The sequence below is a fragment of the Pseudarthrobacter siccitolerans genome, from assembly GCF_001046895.1.
GTDB lineage: Bacteria > Actinomycetota > Actinomycetes > Actinomycetales > Micrococcaceae > Arthrobacter > Arthrobacter siccitolerans.
The window spans coordinates 44579-61062 of the sequence record NZ_CAQI01000040.1; the positions used below are offsets into that span (position 1 = coordinate 44579).

The 16484-nt window shown below is 65.9% G+C and carries 15 protein-coding genes and 3 tRNA genes; 10 read left to right on the top strand and 8 right to left on the bottom strand.

The annotated features are described in order from the left end of the window. Position 1: 1 nt before the first annotated feature. On the bottom strand, positions 2-1189 hold the full coding sequence (gene xylA, locus ARTSIC4J27_RS08545; protein ID WP_050054779.1) for a xylose isomerase: 1188 nt from the start codon (positions 1187-1189) through the stop codon (positions 2-4). A 139-nt stretch (positions 1190-1328) separates the two neighbouring features. On the opposite strand from xylA, the gene ARTSIC4J27_RS08550 reads away from it, so the two are divergent. Beyond that, positions 1329-2558 (top strand): ROK family protein, encoded by a 1230-nt coding sequence (locus ARTSIC4J27_RS08550; protein ID WP_050054780.1) that lies wholly within the window; start codon positions 1329-1331, stop codon positions 2556-2558. A 250-nt stretch (positions 2559-2808) separates the two neighbouring features. Here ARTSIC4J27_RS08550 and ARTSIC4J27_RS08555 read toward each other — a convergent pair. Beyond that, positions 2809-2881: transfer RNA gene (locus tag ARTSIC4J27_RS08555), tRNA-Arg, on the bottom strand. Positions 2882-3093: 212 nt separating this feature from the next. Here ARTSIC4J27_RS08555 and ARTSIC4J27_RS08560 point away from each other — a divergent pair. The 3 genes from ARTSIC4J27_RS08560 to ettA all read left to right on the top strand — a co-directional run bounded on the left by ARTSIC4J27_RS08560 (position 3094) and on the right by ettA (position 6118). Next, positions 3094-3654: a single-stranded DNA-binding protein gene (locus tag ARTSIC4J27_RS08560; RefSeq protein WP_050054781.1), complete on the top strand. Its 561-nt coding sequence runs from the start codon at positions 3094-3096 to the stop codon at positions 3652-3654. A gap of 140 nt (positions 3655-3794) precedes the next feature. Beyond that, positions 3795-4382, top strand: coding sequence for a DUF6993 domain-containing protein (locus ARTSIC4J27_RS08565; protein WP_050054827.1), 588 nt, complete (start codon positions 3795-3797; stop codon positions 4380-4382). A 53-nt stretch (positions 4383-4435) separates the two neighbouring features. Beyond that, positions 4436-6118, top strand: coding sequence for an energy-dependent translational throttle protein EttA (ettA, locus tag ARTSIC4J27_RS08570; RefSeq protein WP_050054782.1), 1683 nt, complete (start codon positions 4436-4438; stop codon positions 6116-6118). A gap of 97 nt (positions 6119-6215) precedes the next feature. On the opposite strand, the gene ARTSIC4J27_RS08575 is transcribed toward ettA, so the two are convergent. Then, positions 6216-7196: an acyl-CoA thioesterase gene (locus ARTSIC4J27_RS08575; protein WP_050054783.1), complete on the bottom strand. Its 981-nt coding sequence runs from the start codon at positions 7194-7196 to the stop codon at positions 6216-6218. A gap of 63 nt (positions 7197-7259) precedes the next feature. On the opposite strand from ARTSIC4J27_RS08575, the gene ARTSIC4J27_RS08580 reads away from it, so the two are divergent. Continuing rightward, on the top strand, positions 7260-7919 hold the full coding sequence (locus ARTSIC4J27_RS08580) for a hypothetical protein (protein WP_050054784.1): 660 nt from the start codon (positions 7260-7262) through the stop codon (positions 7917-7919). Positions 7920-7946: 27 nt separating this feature from the next. Here the strand turns inward: ARTSIC4J27_RS08580 and ARTSIC4J27_RS08585 are convergent, their stop codons facing one another. After that, entirely contained in the window at positions 7947-8399 is a 453-nt protein-coding gene (locus ARTSIC4J27_RS08585; protein ID WP_050054785.1) for a globin, read from the bottom strand. Positions 8400-8401: 2 nt separating this feature from the next. Then, the gene (locus tag ARTSIC4J27_RS08590) at positions 8402-9091 is read right to left on the bottom strand and encodes a mechanosensitive ion channel family protein (protein ID WP_050054786.1); all 690 of its coding nucleotides are present in this window, start codon (positions 9089-9091) and stop codon (positions 8402-8404) included. Positions 9092-9209: 118 nt separating this feature from the next. Here ARTSIC4J27_RS08590 and ARTSIC4J27_RS08595 point away from each other — a divergent pair, with 118 nt between their 5' ends. Next, on the top strand, positions 9210-10202 hold the full coding sequence (locus ARTSIC4J27_RS08595) for a Rossmann-fold NAD(P)-binding domain-containing protein (protein WP_050054787.1): 993 nt from the start codon (positions 9210-9212) through the stop codon (positions 10200-10202). Between the two features lie 53 nt (positions 10203-10255). Here the strand turns inward: ARTSIC4J27_RS08595 and ARTSIC4J27_RS08600 are convergent, their stop codons facing one another. Further along, positions 10256-10729, bottom strand: a complete 474-nt coding sequence (locus ARTSIC4J27_RS08600; protein ID WP_050054788.1) for an OsmC family protein — start codon at positions 10727-10729, stop codon at positions 10256-10258. Continuing rightward, positions 10726-13311 carry an aminopeptidase N gene (gene pepN / locus ARTSIC4J27_RS08605; protein ID WP_167344665.1) on the bottom strand — a complete coding sequence of 862 codons (2586 nt, stop codon included), beginning with the start codon at positions 13309-13311 and terminating at the stop codon, positions 10726-10728. Before pepN ends, ARTSIC4J27_RS08600 begins: the two co-directional genes overlap by 4 nt. Positions 13312-13472: 161 nt before the next feature. On the opposite strand from pepN, the gene ARTSIC4J27_RS08610 reads away from it, so the two are divergent. From ARTSIC4J27_RS08610 to ARTSIC4J27_RS08620, 3 genes are all read left to right on the top strand, one after another. Then, positions 13473-14486 (top strand): hypothetical protein, encoded by a 1014-nt coding sequence (locus tag ARTSIC4J27_RS08610; protein ID WP_050054790.1) that lies wholly within the window; start codon positions 13473-13475, stop codon positions 14484-14486. A gap of 78 nt (positions 14487-14564) precedes the next feature. Next, positions 14565-15059, top strand: a complete 495-nt coding sequence (locus ARTSIC4J27_RS08615; RefSeq protein WP_050054791.1) for a ribose-5-phosphate isomerase — start codon at positions 14565-14567, stop codon at positions 15057-15059. After that, a complete protein-coding gene (locus ARTSIC4J27_RS08620) occupies positions 15059-16036 on the top strand; it encodes an Fpg/Nei family DNA glycosylase (RefSeq protein WP_050054792.1) in 978 nt (325 codons plus the stop codon). Before ARTSIC4J27_RS08615 ends, ARTSIC4J27_RS08620 begins: the two co-directional genes overlap by 1 nt. Before the next feature lie 143 nt (positions 16037-16179). Here ARTSIC4J27_RS08620 and ARTSIC4J27_RS08625 read toward each other — a convergent pair. After that, positions 16180-16253, bottom strand: a tRNA-Gly gene (locus ARTSIC4J27_RS08625). A 156-nt stretch (positions 16254-16409) separates the two neighbouring features. Between ARTSIC4J27_RS08625 and ARTSIC4J27_RS08630 the strand changes: the two genes are divergently transcribed. Then, positions 16410-16484 (top strand) — tRNA-Pro (locus ARTSIC4J27_RS08630).

A 16484-nucleotide genomic window follows, 5' to 3' on the forward strand; every position in this document is an offset into this window, starting at 1 on the left:
GTCAGCGGGCGTTGAGGAGGTGTTCGATGGCGAGCTGGTTGAGGTGGACGAACGCGAAGGAGCGTTCGGCGGCCTTGTCGGCGTCGAAGTCTTCGAAGGCTGCGGCGTCGTTGAGCAGGTCGGCGGTGGTTTCGCCGGCGGCGAGGGTGGGTTCTGCGAGTTCGCCGACGCCGGAGGCGGCGAGGGCGGCCTGGACTTCGGGGTCCGCGCGGAAGGCCAAGGCGCGTTCCTTCAGGAGCAGGTAGGTGGCCATGTTGGCTTTGGCTGATTCCCAGACCCCGTCGTAGCCGTCGGTGCGGGAGGGCTTGTAGTCGAAGTGGCGCGGGCCTTCGTAGCGGGGGCCGCCGTTGGGGAAGCCGTTTTCGAGCAGGTCCACGGTGAAGAACGCGCTGGTCAAATCGCCGTGGCCAAAGACGAGGTCCTGGTCGTACTTGATACCGCGCTGGCCGTTGAGGTCGATGTGGAACAGCTTGCCGGCCCAGAGGGCCTGGGCGATGCCGTGGGTGAAGTTCAGCCCGGCCATCTGCTCGTGCCCGGTCTCGGGGTTCAGTCCCACGATGTCGCCGTGTTCGAGCTGGGCGATGAACGCCAGGCCGTGCCCGACGGTGGGCAGGAAGATATCGCCGCGGGGTTCGTTCGGCTTGGGCTCGAGGGCGATCCGCAGGTTGTAGCCCTTGTCCTTGATGTACGCCGCGGCGGTGTCCACGCCTTCCTTCATCCGGTCCAGGGCGGCGGCGAGGTCCTTGGAGCCGTCGTATTCGCTGCCCTCACGCCCGCCCCACATCACAAACGTCTCGGCGCCGAACTCGGCGGCCGAATCGATGTTGCGCAGCACCTTGGACAGGGCGAAACGGCGGATGGAACGGTCGTTGGAAGTGAAGCCACCGTCCTTGAACACCGGGTGGCTGAACAGGTTGGTGGTCACCATCGGCACCTTCAGGCCGGTCTCGGCCAGGGCAGCCTTGAAGTTCTTCAGGATCAGCTCCCGCTCCGAGGCGGTGGCATCAAACGGGACCAGGTCGTTGTCATGGAAGGTGATGCCGTACGCGCCAAGCTCAGCCAGCCGGTGCACCGCCTCCACCGGATCCAGGGCGGCCCGGGTCGCGACACCAAACGGGTCAGCACCGGTCCAGCCAACAGTCCACAAACCAAACGTGAACTTATCAGCGGGTGTGGGGGAAAGAGTCATCATGCGTCCTTGCAGTCAGGCGTGGCGCGGTCTTTTTCCGGCCACTTAGTTTATCGCTTGAACTATATAGGCGGCATTAGGCTAGGGTCAATAGCAGCGGGCAGGTTCGAAGGCCCGGTTTTATCCGAGGAGGCGGGCCATGGCGAACACGGCACCAGCACCTGCCCTGTCCGAGGCCGGGGCGCCCGGAAATATGGGCGACGTGCGCAGGAGCAACCTGGCCCTGGTCCTGGGCAGGGTGGCGCAGTCGCCCTCCGGCTCGCACCTGACCCGGGCGCAGATAGCGGCGTCTACGGGCCTGACCAAGGCTTCCGTGTCAAGCATTGTCCTGGACCTTCTCGACGCCGGCATCCTGCGGGAAATCGGGCTCAACCCGCAGGGGGAGCGCGGCCGGCCGGGAGTGGGGCTGGAGCTGAATCCGGCCCGCGGCGTCATCGGCTTGGAAATTAACGTGGACTACATTGCGGCGGGCGTGACCGATCTGTCCGGTGCCGTGCTGGTGCAGCAGATCCGGGAGCGCGACAACCGCGACAGTGACAGCGAGCCGGTAATGGCTGCGCTTGCTCACCTTGCCGCCGAGGTGCGGACTGCGGCAATGGAAAAGGGCGTGGAGCTCCTCGGCGGGGGACTTGCCGTTCCAGGCCTTGTCGATGCCGGCAACTCCACTGTCATCGCGGCCCCCAACCTGGGCTGGCAGGACATCAAACTGGATCTTGGCCGGCTGATTCCCCATCTGCCCCTCGGGATCACCCTCTTCAACGAAGCCAACGCTGCCGCCCTCGCCGAACTGGCACGTGGCCCCGCCGGAAGGCATGACTTCCTCTACGTGTCGGGTGAAGTGGGTGTGGGTGGCGGACTGGTCATCAGGTCGGAGCTTTTTACCGGCCCGGAAGGCCATGCCGGAGAAGTGGGCCATATTGTGGTCGACCCCGGCGGCAGCCCCTGCTCATGTGGCGGAACGGGCTGCCTGGAAACCGTCGCCGGGCAGGATGCCATCTTCTCGGCCGCTGGTATCGCAGGCAAAGCCGGAACGAGGTCGGAGAGCATGTCCGCGCTGGTAGCAGCCCTCGCCGGGGAAGAGCCCGATGCGTTACGGGCCGTAGAACGTGCAGGACGGGCGCTCGCGGTGGCAGTCGCTTCCACAGCACGGGTGGTGAACATCGGGGCAGTAGTGCTCGGGGGCCACTTCGCCGTCCTGGAACCATGGCTGCGGCCGTCGCTGGTGGAAAGCCTGGCTAAATACGCACCCGGAAAGATACAGCCGGAACACATCACCACGGCAGCCGTGGGGGAGGGTGCGGCGCTTCTGGGTGCCGCCGGAAGTGTGGTGCGTTCGCTCGTGGAAGCGCCCCATCAACTGCAGTCGTAGAGAGCGCATGCGGTGTCTGGGGAGCCGCAGCTTTCAAACCCTTCTGGGCGCTGCATCCCAACCTGGGCGCTGCATCCCAACGCCCCATCAGCTCCTGCGGTTTTTCCGCATCCCGTCATCAGTTCCTCAATGAAGTCCGACGGCGGCGCCTGAGTGGGTGCCGGGGCAAAGAAAAACACCCCGGTCCGAAGACCGGGGTGTTCCGATGCCCCGACTCATCCATGAAGGATGGCTCCAGCCATCACGACGGTGCCCCAGGAGGGAATCGAACCCCCGACCGGCGGATTAGAAGGCCGCTGCTCTATCCCCTGAGCTACTGAGGCAGTTCCGGAGGTGAATTCCGGCGCATCAAAAAGTTTACATTGCCCGCCGTCCCGGCGCCGTCATTGCTGTACGTGGCACCCCACTGATCCTCCACAGGCAGCCGCAGGCGGCGGTTTTGCACATAGGCGGACTCCTGCCTCCCCGGCAGATTGCGCCAGGGCCATGCTGGTTTTGCCTGCTAGGGCAGAACTATCGAAGACAGGACGTAGAGATGAACGACACCATAACCATCAAGGGCTTTGTTGCCACCGAGATCACCAGCGGCACAACGCCGGGGGGAGTGGCCACCGCCGAATTCCGGATCGCTTCCAACTCGCGTCGGCGTGACAAGGACGGACAGTGGGTGGATGGCCACACCAACTGGTTCACGGTCCAGGGTTACCGCCATCTGGCCGGCAACATGGGCTGCAGCATCCGGAAAGGCCAGCCCGTCATTGTGGTGGGCACGCTGAGGATCCGCAGCTGGGAGAGGGACGGCAGGGTTTATTACTCGCACACCATCGATGCTGACGCCGTGGGGCATGACCTCACGTTGGGGACGGCCAACTTCACCCGGTCCTCCAGGAAACCGCTCCTCTCGCTCGTGGAACCGGAGCCACCCCTTGACGCCAGCCGCCAGGCCGGGCCGGAAGGCCCTTTCGACGAACCCGAAGACAGTGACGATGACACCGGTGACGGCGGAGATCCGGCTGCCGCCTATGTCGAGGACGCCAACGGCGACCTGCTCGCCCTCGACCTGAAAACGGGGGAGCTCGCCGACTCCCCGGTTTGAGGATGCCACTGTCAACACCCGCGGCTCGCCAAGCTCCTTGGCGGACAGGGCCGCAGCACCCCCCGGCTGCACCCCTGTCCGCCAAGGTCATGAAACCCAGGGCGGAAAGCTGCCCCGTGGAGGCGTGGCAGAATGGCACCATGCGGCTTACCCCTGACCACCGGCAGAAGACTACAGCCGGTGCAGCTGCCCATCGCAAAGCTCTTTGGCCCACCGCCGCACACTGTTTGTCCACTGCAACGGCCGCCGCGGCGCTGGTGGCGGGTTTAGCGGGCTGTGTTGGCGGAACGCCGCAAGTCCAGCCGGAAGCACCGGAGCAGGCCACCGCGGCAGCATCCACGGCGTCGGCATCAGCCGGTGCAGGCCCGGCAGCAACTGAAGGCCCAGCCGCGGAGCCGGCAGCTTCCGGGGCACCCACCACCGCAGGAGCGGAAGCCGCCGCTACCGAAACGGTGACAAAGACCGTGACCGATGCGCTGGGGCGGCTGGCTGCGGGCTCACCAAAACCGGCCACGGCCCAGGTGACGGACGCCCTTACCGGGGCGGGAATCGCGCCGGCGGCGTTGCAGGTATCGCAAAGCCGTACCCCCACCGGCCTCGAAGCCGATGCCATCGAAGCGGCCGTCCTTCAAGGAAAGGACTGCGTCATTGGCCAGGTCCGGGACGGCGCAGTCACGGTAACGGTCCTGCCGGTACTGGCCAGCGGCAAGTGCTTTGTAGGCTCCTGACCGTTGCTGCACCGAATGTGAGATATGCCCCCTGACCCACTAGATTTGGAACCATGGCGGAATTTATCTACACAATGACCAAGGCCCGAAAAGCCGTTGGCGAAAAACTCATTCTTGACGACGTAAGCATGTCCTTCTTTCCCGGCGCCAAGATCGGTGTTGTGGGCCCCAACGGTGCCGGTAAGTCCACCATCCTGAAGATCATGGCCGGACTGGACACCCCCTCCAACGGTGAGGCCCGGCTCAGCCCCGGCTACTCGGTGGGCATCCTGCTCCAGGAGCCACCCCTGAACGAAGAAAAAACCGTCCTGGGCAACGTCCAGGAAGGCGTGGGCGAGATCTACGGCAAGATCCAGCGCTTCAACGAAATCTCCGAGGAAATGGCCAGCCCCGATGCTGACTACGACACCCTCCTCGAGGAAATGGGCCAGCTGCAGGAAGCCATCGATGCTGCCGACGCCTGGGACCTGGACTCCCAGCTGGAACAGGCCATGGACGCGCTCCGCTGCCCGCCGGCCGACGCCGACGTCACCAACCTCTCCGGTGGTGAGCGCCGCCGCGTAGCCCTGTGCAAGCTGCTCCTGCAGAAGCCGGACCTGCTGCTCCTGGACGAGCCCACCAACCACCTGGACGCCGAAAGCGTGCTCTGGCTCGAACAGCACCTTTCCTCCTACGCCGGCGCCGTCCTGGCTGTCACCCACGACCGCTACTTCCTGGACCACGTGGCCGAATGGATCGCCGAGGTGGACCGCGGCCACCTCTACCCTTATGAGGGCAACTACTCCACGTACCTCGAAAAGAAGCGCGCCCGCCTGGAGATCCAGGGCAAGAAGGACGCCAAGCAGGCCAAGCGCCTTGCCGAGGAACTCGAGTGGGTACGGTCCAACGCGAAGGGCCGCCAGACCAAGTCCAAGGCCCGCCTGGCACGCTACGAGGAAATGGCTGCCGAGGCGGACCGGACCCGCAAGCTGGACTTCGAAGAGATCCAGATCCCGCCGGGACCCCGTCTGGGCGGACTGGTGCTCGAAGCCAAGAACCTGCAGAAGGGCTTCGAGGACAGGACCCTGATCGACGGCCTGTCCTTCAGCCTGCCCCGCAACGGCATCGTGGGCGTCATCGGCCCCAACGGTGTCGGCAAGACCACGCTTTTCAAGACCATCGTGGGACTGGAACCGCTCGACGGCGGAGACCTGAAGATCGGCGATTCGGTCAAGATCTCCTACGCTGACCAGAGCCGTGGGGGCATCGACCCCAACAAGACGCTGTGGGAAGTTGTGTCGGACGGCCTGGACTTCATCCAGGTAGGCCACGTCGAAATGCCGTCCCGTGCCTACGTTGCCGCTTTTGGCTTCAAGGGCCCGGACCAGCAGAAGAAGGCCGGCGTGCTCTCCGGCGGTGAGCGCAACCGCCTGAACCTCGCCCTCACCCTCAAGCAGGGCGGCAACCTGCTCCTCCTTGACGAGCCCACCAACGACCTCGACGTCGAAACCCTCAGCAGCCTTGAAAACGCGCTGCTGGAGTTCCCGGGCTGCGCCGTGGTGGTCTCGCACGACCGGTGGTTCCTGGACCGGGTGGCCACCCACATCCTCGCGTACGAAGGTGACGAGGAGAACCCCTCCAAGTGGTACTGGTTCGAGGGCAACTTCGAATCCTACGAGGAGAACAAAGTGGAGCGGCTTGGCCCGGATGCGGCCAAACCGCACCGCGTCACGCACCGCCGCCTCACCCGCGACTAGTAAGCCGCGGCACAGCGAAAAACAACAGGCCGGACCCTCAAAGGGTGCCGGCCTGTTGGCGTCCCACCTACAGGAGCAGGCGGAAGCAAGCCAGGAGCTACTCCTTGGCCGCCTTGCGGATCTGGTGCTCCATGACTTTGGACTGGAAGGCGCCAACCACTTTGTTCTTCAGGTCGGTGGGCACGCGGACCATCCCTTCCTGGGCCACCGACGCCACGTGCTGGCCCGCCTGGTTGAAGATCTTGCCGGTGGCGAGCCCCCGGGCACCCTGCGCGCTGGGGGATTCCTGCACATACAGCAGCCATTCGTCCACCCGCGCCGGGCGGTGCCACCACATGGCGTGGTCGAGGCTGGCGACATTCATCCCCGGGGTAATCCAGCTCAGGCCGTGCCGCCGCAGGATGGACTCCAGCAGGGTGTAGTCGCTGGCGTAGGCCAGCGCCGCGCGGTGCAGGTTGGGGTTGTCCGGCATGGGGCCGAAGGTCTTCATCCACACCGCGTTGCGTGCTTCCCGCTCGCCCTTTGCCGACACATACAGCGGCGGATCAACGTGCCGGATGTCGAAGGGCCGTTCATAGGACCAGTGCCGCGCCACGGGGTGATCGAACTTGCCCAGCAGGTCAGCTGTGCGAGGCAGCGACTCCGGATCAGGAATCCCGCTGGGCATGACGGATTCGTGCTCAATACCTTCGTCCTCGCCCTGGAAGGAAGCAATCATCGACAGGATGGGCACGCCTTCCTGGTAGGCGTGCACACGGCGGGCCGAGAAGGACCTGCCGTCCCGGAGGCGCTGGACACCGAAGGTAATTGGCTTGTTCGCATCCCCGGGGCGCAGGAAGTAGCCGTGCATCGAATGCACAAAACGGTCCGCGGCCACGGTCCTGATGGCGGCAATGAGCGACTGTGCCAGCACCTGCCCGCCGAACACCCGGTGGTGCGGTTGCTGCTGGGACGGGCCCAGGAAGATGTCCTCATCCGTGCGGGCACCCTCGAGCACTCCAAGGTCGAGCAGGGAAATGAGCGAAAGGGTGGGGTCTTCGCTGGGGAGCGCGAGGAGTCCGGCGTCTGCTTCAGTCATGGTTTGACTCTAGACGGCACCCCGGCACCGCTCAACAAAGCTCCAGCCGGTAGTGTTCTTGGTGTGTCTGATCTACTCACCTCGTCCTTCCGTTTCGCCGACCCCCGCGACCTCGCTGATTTGAAGACCTTCGCCACGCGGGCAAAAGCAATCGACGACGGCGCCATCCGGCTTCAGGCGGCAGGTTCCGTTCTCGCCGCATACGTTTGCGTGCTGCGGCCGCGCGTGCTCGGTGAAGCGACTCCCACCATCCTGGGGCTGCGCACCATGGCATTGGCGCAGCCGTCCGGCACGGACGTTACCGTTCCCCTGGCCGCAGTGCTGGACCGCCTTGCCAGGGCGGGGGAGGACGACGTCGAGCTGCCGGTTCCGCCGTCCACCGTCACCGAATCCTGGACCGGGGTGGGTGCTCCCAGGAGCGGGTGGGAGCTGATGGGGCCGCGCAGCGACGCCGCCCTGCGCAAGGCCGCTGAGGCAGGCATCGCGGAAGTGGCTGGAATTGTGCCGGACAAACCCGGTGCGCTGATCGTCAACAACGCCCGGGCCGCGGTCTGGGGCAGGGAACTTGATGAAACCGGACTGCCGGCAGGGGCTGCTTTCGCGGCCCTGGCCCTTGGTTTCCTTGGCGACGGAGACCAGAAGCTCTACCGCACGGGGCGCTGGTTCCGGCTGAGCGGTCCGCGCGGGCATGTCCTGGCACGGACGGGAAGCGGACTGCTCTAAGAGCAGAACTCTTTCAGCAGCCGCGGTTCACTGCCCGGCCGGGCTGTTCACCATCGACAGGGCGGCACGCTCCATGTAGTCCCACAGGGTTCCTTCATACAGCGGCGGCAGTTCGAGTGCGTCCACGGCTGCGCGCATGTGGAACAGCCAGCGGTCCTTGGCTTCGGGAGTCACCTGGAACGGCATGTGGCGCATGCGCAGCCTGGGATGGCCGCGCTCTTCCCCGTACGTGGTGGGACCGCCCCAGTACTGCTCAAGAAACATCAGGAACCGGCGCTTGGCCGGTGCCAGGTCCTCTTCCGGGTACATGGGCCGCAGCAGCGGATCCGTGGCCACGCCGTCGTAAAAGACGTCGATCAGCTTCACAAACGTTTCGTGGCCGCCCACGGCGTCGTAGAAGTTATCGGTGTAACCGGGCTGGCTGAAGGGGTCGTTCTGCATCAGCTGGCGCGGCCGCTGCGGTTCGATGGGGATGCTCATCGCTAGTCTCCGGCTTTCTGATCAGTCTTTTTGGTCTCGACGGCGCCGTGGTCGCTGCCTTGGTCCGTGGTCCCGTCCGGTGACTCGTGCAAGGGCACGTAGTTGCCCTGGGACCGGTTGCCCACGCGGAGGATCTCCCCGTTGCGGAGGTACCAGATGGCGCCGTCGTCGGAGCGTACCCGGGTGATGCGCAGGCCCATGGACTCCACCACACCAACAACCTCACTGGTTTCAATCACGTCGCCGATGCCGTACTGGTCTTCAATGGTAATAAAAATTCCGGCCAGGAAATCGCGGATCAGCTGCTGGGCGCCGAAGCCGATGGCCACACCCAGGATGCCCACGCTGGTGAGGAGCGGTGCGATGTTGATGTCCAGGTTCTGGAGCACGTACATGCCGGTAATGATCACTACCAGCACACCCACCACGCTGTTCAGCAGGGATCCGATGGTTTCGGCGCGCTGTACCCGCCGTTCGTGGTCCAGGGCGCGCAGCGCCGGAGCCACCCATTTGAAGGTGGGCTTCTTGAAGAGGCTGCTGCCGGAAGCCACTTGCCGGGTGATGCGGGAAATGACGAAGGTGGCAACCAGCCATACCGTGACGCCCACGCCGAGGCTGATCACGATGCCGGTGATGTTGATACCGTCCGGATCACTGGCGGCGGGGGGAAGGATCGACAACGTGCTGACCATAAGGGGGAAATACTCCTGAGGGTTCCCCGGCTGCAGCCGGGATCGGATGACGCGCACCGGTTAAGCCCGGCGCGGAAGGCTCTGTTCTCCTTCAACCCTAGCGCCGTACCGTGGCGGCATGCGCATTCTTGTCCTCGGCGGAACCGCCTTCCTGTCCGCAGAAATTACCCGCCAGGCTGCGGCCGCCGGGCATGATGTGACATGCCTCGCCCGCGGATCCGTGGCCGTGCCGCCCCGCGGAGCGGCCTGGTTGAAAGCCGACCGTTCAACGGGCGGGCAGGCGTATGCCGGAGCCACAGGCGACTGGGACGCGGTGATCGACGTCGCCCGGGACCCGGTGCCGGCCTCGGAGGCCCTGGAGGCCCTCGCCCAGGGGGCGGCGCACTGGACATTCGTCTCCAGCTGCTCCGTCTACGCTGATGCGTCCGTTCCCGGCGCGGGGGAGGATTCCGCCCTGCTTCCCGCGCTTGGCCGGGGTACGCCTTCCACAGCCGAAAATTATGGCGAGTCAAAGGTTGCGATCGAGGAGGCAACGCTTCGGGCCGCCGGCGGCAAAGCCCATCTTTGCCGGGCCGGCCTGATTGGCGGCCCCGGGGACGGTTCGGACCGCTACGGCTACTGGCCGGCGCGTTTTGCCAGGGACGGGAACCCCGTCCTTGTGCCGGCAATCGACAGCGCCCCGACGCAGGTGATCGACGTCCGGGACCTCGCCGTCTGGATCCTGCTGGCTGCGGAGCGGGGCATCACCGGCGCAATGAATGCGCTGGGGGACCAGGTTCAGTTCGGCCAGTACCTCGACCACGCCCGCCAGGCAGCGGGTCACACCGGCGATGTGGTGCCCGCCCCGGTGGACTGGCTGGCGGACCAGGGCGTGGGCTACTGGGCGGGCCCGGATTCCCTGCCGCTCTGGCTCCCGCCGGGGCAGGAGGGGTTTATGGCACGCAGCAACCAGGCGGCGGTTGACGCCGGCATGCGGCTCCGGCCCTGGCAGGAGACATTGGCGGACACGTTGGCCGACGAACGAGAACGCGGACTGGACAGGCCCCGGAAGGCCGGGCTGTCACCGGAAACGGAGGGGCGCCTGCTCGCCGCCCTGCAGGAGGCCGCCTAGGCGAGTAGAGCGCCTAAGCGGGGGAGGCCGCCTAAGCGGGCAGGCCGCCCGGGTCAGCCAACCACCGTCTCGGGCGCATGTTCCACCGGGAAGTTCACGCTGCGGGCGATGAAGCAGACCTGGTTCGCGTCGTGGTGCAGCCGGGCGGCGAGGTCGGCCTGGCTTCCGTCCGCAACCGTCACGCGTGGGCGCAGCGTGACACTTTCGAACTGGCCGCTGCCGTCCCGGTTCAGGCGCAGCAAACCGGAAGCGTCGTCGCGGTAGCCAGTCACCACCACGCCGTGCTTCACGGCCTGGTGCAGGTAGGAGAGCATGTGGCACTGGGCCAGGGCGGCCAGGAGCAGCTGTTCAGGGTTGTAGCGCTCGCGGTCCCCGTGGAAGGTGGGATCAGCCGAACCCTTGATGACCGGCAGGCCGGGGATGAGCACGTCGTGGTCGCGGGAGTAGCCGCGGTAGGACGACGTGCCCTCGCCCAGATTGCCGGTCCACTGGACCGTCAGGGCGTAGCGGTGCTCACTGAGGCTCATGCCGCAGGAACTGCTTCGCCGGGAAGGACATCAGCCGCACGGGCGCGCAGGGCCCGCGCAACGCCGTCGCGGTTTTCCAGCATGAGCCGCCGCAGTGCGGCGCTTTCGGGCGGAAGCGATGCCAGGAAGCCGTCCGTCCGGTCCACGATGGACTGGGTGGTCAACAGGGAGGGGTAGAGCCCGACGACGATCTGCTGGGCAAGTGCGTGCGTGCGGGTCTCCATGATCCCCGGCACCGCCTGGAAATACTTCTCGGCGTACGGTTCCAGCAGTGACCGGTCCAGGACCCGCATGAACCCGGTGACCGCCGAGCCCTGCAGGGCGTTGGACAGCTCGCCCTTCACCACAATCGATTCCCAGGCAGCAGCCTTGGCCTCCGGCGTGGGGATGGCGGCCTTCGCCTGGGCCGCAGCATTCTGCCCGCTCGAGGTGTTGTCCCGTGCCAGCTCGGCGTCGATGCCGTCCTGGCCCAGCCGGCCGCCGGCCACGAGTGATGTGACGAGCTCCCACCGCAGGTCCTGGTCAACAGCAAGTCCGTCCAGGACAAACGAGCCGTCGAGGAGGCCCGCAACCTGGTCCAGCTGGGTACCGCTGGAGGCCAGCAGCGCAAAGGATTTCACGAACTGCAGCTGGGCGTCCGAGCCGCCCGGCACCTCGGCGGCCAGTTCCCACAACTTGTCCGCGGCAGCCACTGTGGTGGCCTGCCGGTGCTCCTCGGCCACATAGAAATTCAGCGTGGTGGCGAGCTGGCGCAGTTGGACCAGGATCACCGAGGAATCCGACTCGGCAGCCACGTTGGCAAGGATCAGCTCCACGTACCGCCGGGCCGGGGTCTCGCCGTCGCGGGCGGCGTCCCACGCGGAGTTCCACACGAGGGTGCGCGGCAGGCTGTGGCTGAAGTCCTTCAGGTGCGCGGTGGCGGTGGCCAGCGACTTTTCATCCAGCCGCACTTTGGCGTAGGCGAGGTCGTCATCATTGACGAGGATGAGGTCCGGCTGGGCCAGGCCAGCCAGCGCGGGCACTTCGGTTCGTTCGCCGTCGACATCCAGCTCCTCGCGGTGCACCCGCTCCAGCTTGCCGCCAGTGAGGTTATAGAACCCCACGGCCAGCCGGTGCGGACGGATGGTGGGCCACTCGTCAACCGCGGACTGCACAATGGCGAAGGACGTGAGCCTGCCGTCGCCGTCCACCTCCAGCTCGGGTTTGAGCGTGTTGACGCCGGCTGTCTCAAGCCATTGCCGTCCCCACACATCGAGGTCGCGGCCGCTGGCCTTCTCCAGCTCCACCAGGAGGTCGCTCAGTTCGGTGTTCTGCCAGGAGTGCTTGGCAAAGTACTCCCGCACGCCAGCCATAAACTGCTCCGGTCCCACCCATGCCACCAGCTGGCGGAGCACGGAAGCGCCCTTCGCGTACGTGATGCCGTCGAAGTTAACCTCGACGTCCTGGAGATCGTTGATCTCGGCGAAGATCGGATGTGTGGTGGGCAGCTGGTCCTGGCGGTAGGCCCACGACTTTTCGACGGAGGCGAAGGTGGTCCAGGCGCTGGTGAACGAGGTGGCCTCGACGGCTGCAAGGTGGGACATGTACTCGGCGAAGGACTCGTTGAGCCACAGGTCGTTCCACCAACGCATGGTCACGAGGTCGCCGAACCACATGTGCGCGAGCTCGTGCAGCACGGTGATGGCGCGGCGCTCGACCTGCGCGCCGGTGACCTTGCTGCGGAAAACGTAGCCTTCGAGGATGGTGACCGCGCCGGCGTTTTCCATCGCGCCGGCATTGAACTCGGGAACGAACAGCTGGTCGTACTTCTCGAAAGGGTACGGGCAGCCGAACTGCGCTTCGAAGAATTCGAAGCCCTGCCGGGTCAGCTCGAAAATGTTCTCCGCGTCCAGGTACTGCATCAGCGATTTCCGCGCAAAAACCCCCAGCGGGATCACCCGCCCGTCGGAGCTGGTGACCTCGCTGCGCACCGACTGGTACGGGCCTGCGATCAGGGCCGTGACGTAGGAGGACAACCGCGGGGTGGGAGAAAACGACCAGACGGACCGGGCACCGCCGTCCTCCCCGGGTATGGTCTCCACCGGTGTGGGGGTGGGGGAGTTGGAGATGACGTCCCAGTGCGCAGGGGCCGTCACGGTGAAGGCGAAGGTGGCCTTCAGGTCCGGCTGCTCGAACACGGCAAACATCCGCCGCGAATCGGGAACTTCGAACTGCGTGTACAGGTAGACCTCGTTGTCCACCGGGTCCACAAAGCGGTGCAGGCCCTCGCCGGTGTTCATGTACGGAACATCGGCAACCACCGTGAGTTCGTTGTGCTCCGCCAGCTCCGGCAGCTGGATCCGCACGCCGTCGGAGACAGTGGCGGGGTCAAGGCTGCGGCCGTTGAGCGTGACGCTGTGGACGGACGCGGTGACCGCGTCAATGAAGGTGGAGGACCCGGACCTGGCATTGAACTTCACCGTGGTGGTGCTGCCGAAGACCTTCCCGCCCCGGGTCAGGTCCAGGCTGACATCGTAGGACTCGACGGTGATCAGTTCGGCACGCCCGCTGGCTTCAGCGCGCGTCAGGTTCAAACCAGGCAAAATGGGGCCTTTCGTAAGATTGGCGAATGTCCTGCTGGCGGTGCCCAGCGGGACATTCGTTCATTCTTGCATTCCTCCCGCGGCTACGAGTAGCGCGACCCACAGTGGGTACTTCAGGGAAGTGGGAAGCCAGCGGCGGGCGTCGGGAGTAGCGTTAAATCATGGGCAAGTTCATGGAGTCGGTGGACACCAGGGCCCTGCGTTTCGTCGCGGGGTTCCCGGTGATGGTTGCGGTCGCCTTTGTGGTGACCGCCTTCCTGATCCGGCCGGACCTTCCTGAGCCGCTTGCCATCCGGTGGACGGCCGACGGCGGCGCCTCCTTCGCGCCCTTCGCCGCTTACGTTACGGGCGGGGCGCTGATGATCGTGGCTGCGGGGTGGCTGGTGCTGTCCCAGGCCCTTCCGGTCAGGCGGCCGGTGATGATGCGCCGGATCATGATGGGGGCCGGACTGTTTTTGACGCTCTTTGTCACCAGTGCCCTCGCCGCAGGGCTGATCGGCCAGGCCGGACTGGCGGACGCCCGGGAATCCAGGGTGGACATGACCGTGCTGGCACTGGGCAGCGGGGCCGCCGTGTCGCTGGGCGTGACCATCGCCATGGTCTACAAAGCGGACCAGCAATGGTCGCCCGATGACGACCGGGCCCTGCAGCTGGCCGTTGCCAGGGACCTGGATCCGGACCTGTCGCGGGACAGCATCCGGCTCTGGGTCCATGCCCGCAGCTCAGTCTTTGTGATGATCGGCATCGCTTCGCTGTTTCCTGCCGCGCTGATCGCCATTGCCGTGCCCTGGCTTGGAGCCCTGCTTGTTGTCCTGGCAGTTATTGGAGCAGCCTTCCTGTTTGCCCGCATCAAAGCGGACCGGGGCGGCCTCCGGGTGCTGCTGGCCGGCGTGGTGCCCGTGATGGACGTGCCCGCCGGGGCGATTTCCGCAGCCAGTGCGGCAGACATCCGCGCTGCCGACTTTGGCGGGTGGGGCTACCGGCACCACAGCGGAACCGCGGCCATGCTCGTCAGCAGCGGCCCCGCCGTCGTCGTCAAAAAAACCGACGGGCAGCGGCTCGCGGTCAGCGGCGGGAGCCAGGACTCGGCTGCACGGCTGGCCGAGGTCCTGACCAGGGTCGCGGCGAGGGCGCGGGGCGGCGGAGAAGCCGCGGCAGGCCGGCCTGAGTCCTAGTATCCTTGTCCGTGTTGTCCTGACCCCGGCCTGCACCGTCCGTGCCGGCCGCCAGCGCCCACCGAACGGATTCTGCTCGTGACTTCTTCCCCTCCCTTCCCGCGGGTCCACATCGCCACCGACCATGCAGGCATGGAACTCAGCGCCCACCTCGTCACCCACCTGGCTGCCAAGGGGTACGAGGTGGTGGACCACGGTCCCAAGGTCTACGACGCCCAGGATGACTACCCGTCGTTCTGCATCAACGCCGCGCTGGCCGTGGTCGCGGACCAGCAGGCCGGCATCCACGCCCTGGGCATAGTGCTGGGCGGGTCCGGCAACGGTGAACAGATTGCCGCCAACAAAGTGAAGGGTGTGCGCGCTGCCCTGGCCTGGAACCACTCGACCGCCACCCTGGCCCGCGAGCACAATGACGCCAACGTTGTGGCCGTGGGCGGCCGGCAGCACACCGTGGAGGAAGCGACGGAGCTGATCGAGGCATTCCTGGCCGAGCCCTTCAGCAACGATGAGCGGCACGTGCGCCGCATCGGCAAGATCGCCGCCTACGAAACAACCGGTGAGGTCATCGAGTAGTGCCGGAAGGCCACACACTCCGGCGCCTGGCGCGGCAGTTCTCGGACGTCTTCGGCGGCCAGCGGCTGGCAGTCTCCAGTCCGCAGGGCCGGTTCACCGGGGGAGCAGCGCTCCTGGACGGGCATGTCCTTGTTGCCGCGGATTCCCACGGGAAGCACCTGTTCCTGCACTTTGACCACTCCTTGGTGCTGCACGTCCACCTGGGCCTCTACGGAGCATGGAGCTTCGGCGGGGACAGTACCTTTGCCGGGTCATCCAGCATCGGAGCGCCGCGCCGGGTGGGGGAGCAGGAGAGCTTCGACGACGGCGACGCCGGCCGACCCTATGCGGGTCCCCCTGAGCCCGTGGGAGCAGTGCGCGTCCGGCTGGTGGGCACCAACGGCTGGGCCGACCTGCGCGGGGCCACCACCTGCGAAACCATCACCGCCGCCGAGGCAGAAGCCGTGCTCCGCCGCCTGGGCCCGGACCCGCTGCGGAACCGGCGGGGAGACGCAGGCCGGTTTACGGCCAACCTGCAAAGCCGCACAACACCGCTGGCCGCACTGCTGATGGACCAGAAAGTCATTGCCGGCGTGGGAAATGTGTACCGCGCCGAAGTCCTGTTCCGGCGGCGGCTGGACCCCTGGCTGCCGGGCACCGACGTTCCGGACACCGAAGCACGCAAGCTGTGGCGCGACGTCGTCTCCGTAATGAACGACGGCGTGGCGGACGGCCGGATCATCACCACTACGCCGCGGTACTGGGCGGGCAATGGAACAGGTGCCAACGGGAAAGCCGCCGCGCGCACTCCGGTGGCGAAGCCGGCTGCGGCAAGTTCCGCCGTCGTCAGGACCGAGACGTATCCGGCCCGCGAGGACGCCCATTTCGTCTACAAACGGCACGGGCTGCCCTGCCGTGTCTGCCGGACCACGGTACTGATGGCAGAACTGGTGGGCCGCAAGCTCTACTGGTGCCCATACTGCCAGCAGTCGGCCTAGGCGCGGCGACTCCGGTCCCAGGGGAACCCCGGAACGCCCCATCACGGCTCACGCCGTTCGGCGCATCGCTCCCTGAAGCAGGAGGTGGTGGCGCGTGCTGTGGATTAACGCGAAAGGCCCCTCCGGAGAGGGGCCTTTCGTCCTGGAGGGGACGACGGGAATCGAACCCGCGTAATCAGTTTGGAAGACTGAGGCTTTACCATTAAGCTACGTCCCCGAAGGAAGATCCATCTGTAAGCCTACTACTGCGGGCATTCACTGATGGGAACTTCGGGCTGGCTGTTCAAGCCGGATATAACTAAACCTAATCCATGGGCTACGTGTCAAATGTGCAAAGAAGGCGCGTATCACCGTAGACTTGCCTGTGCACTTACGGGGTGTAGCTCAGCTTGGCTAGAGCGCCTGCTTTGGGAGCAGGAAGTCGCAGGTTCAAATCCTGTCACCCCGA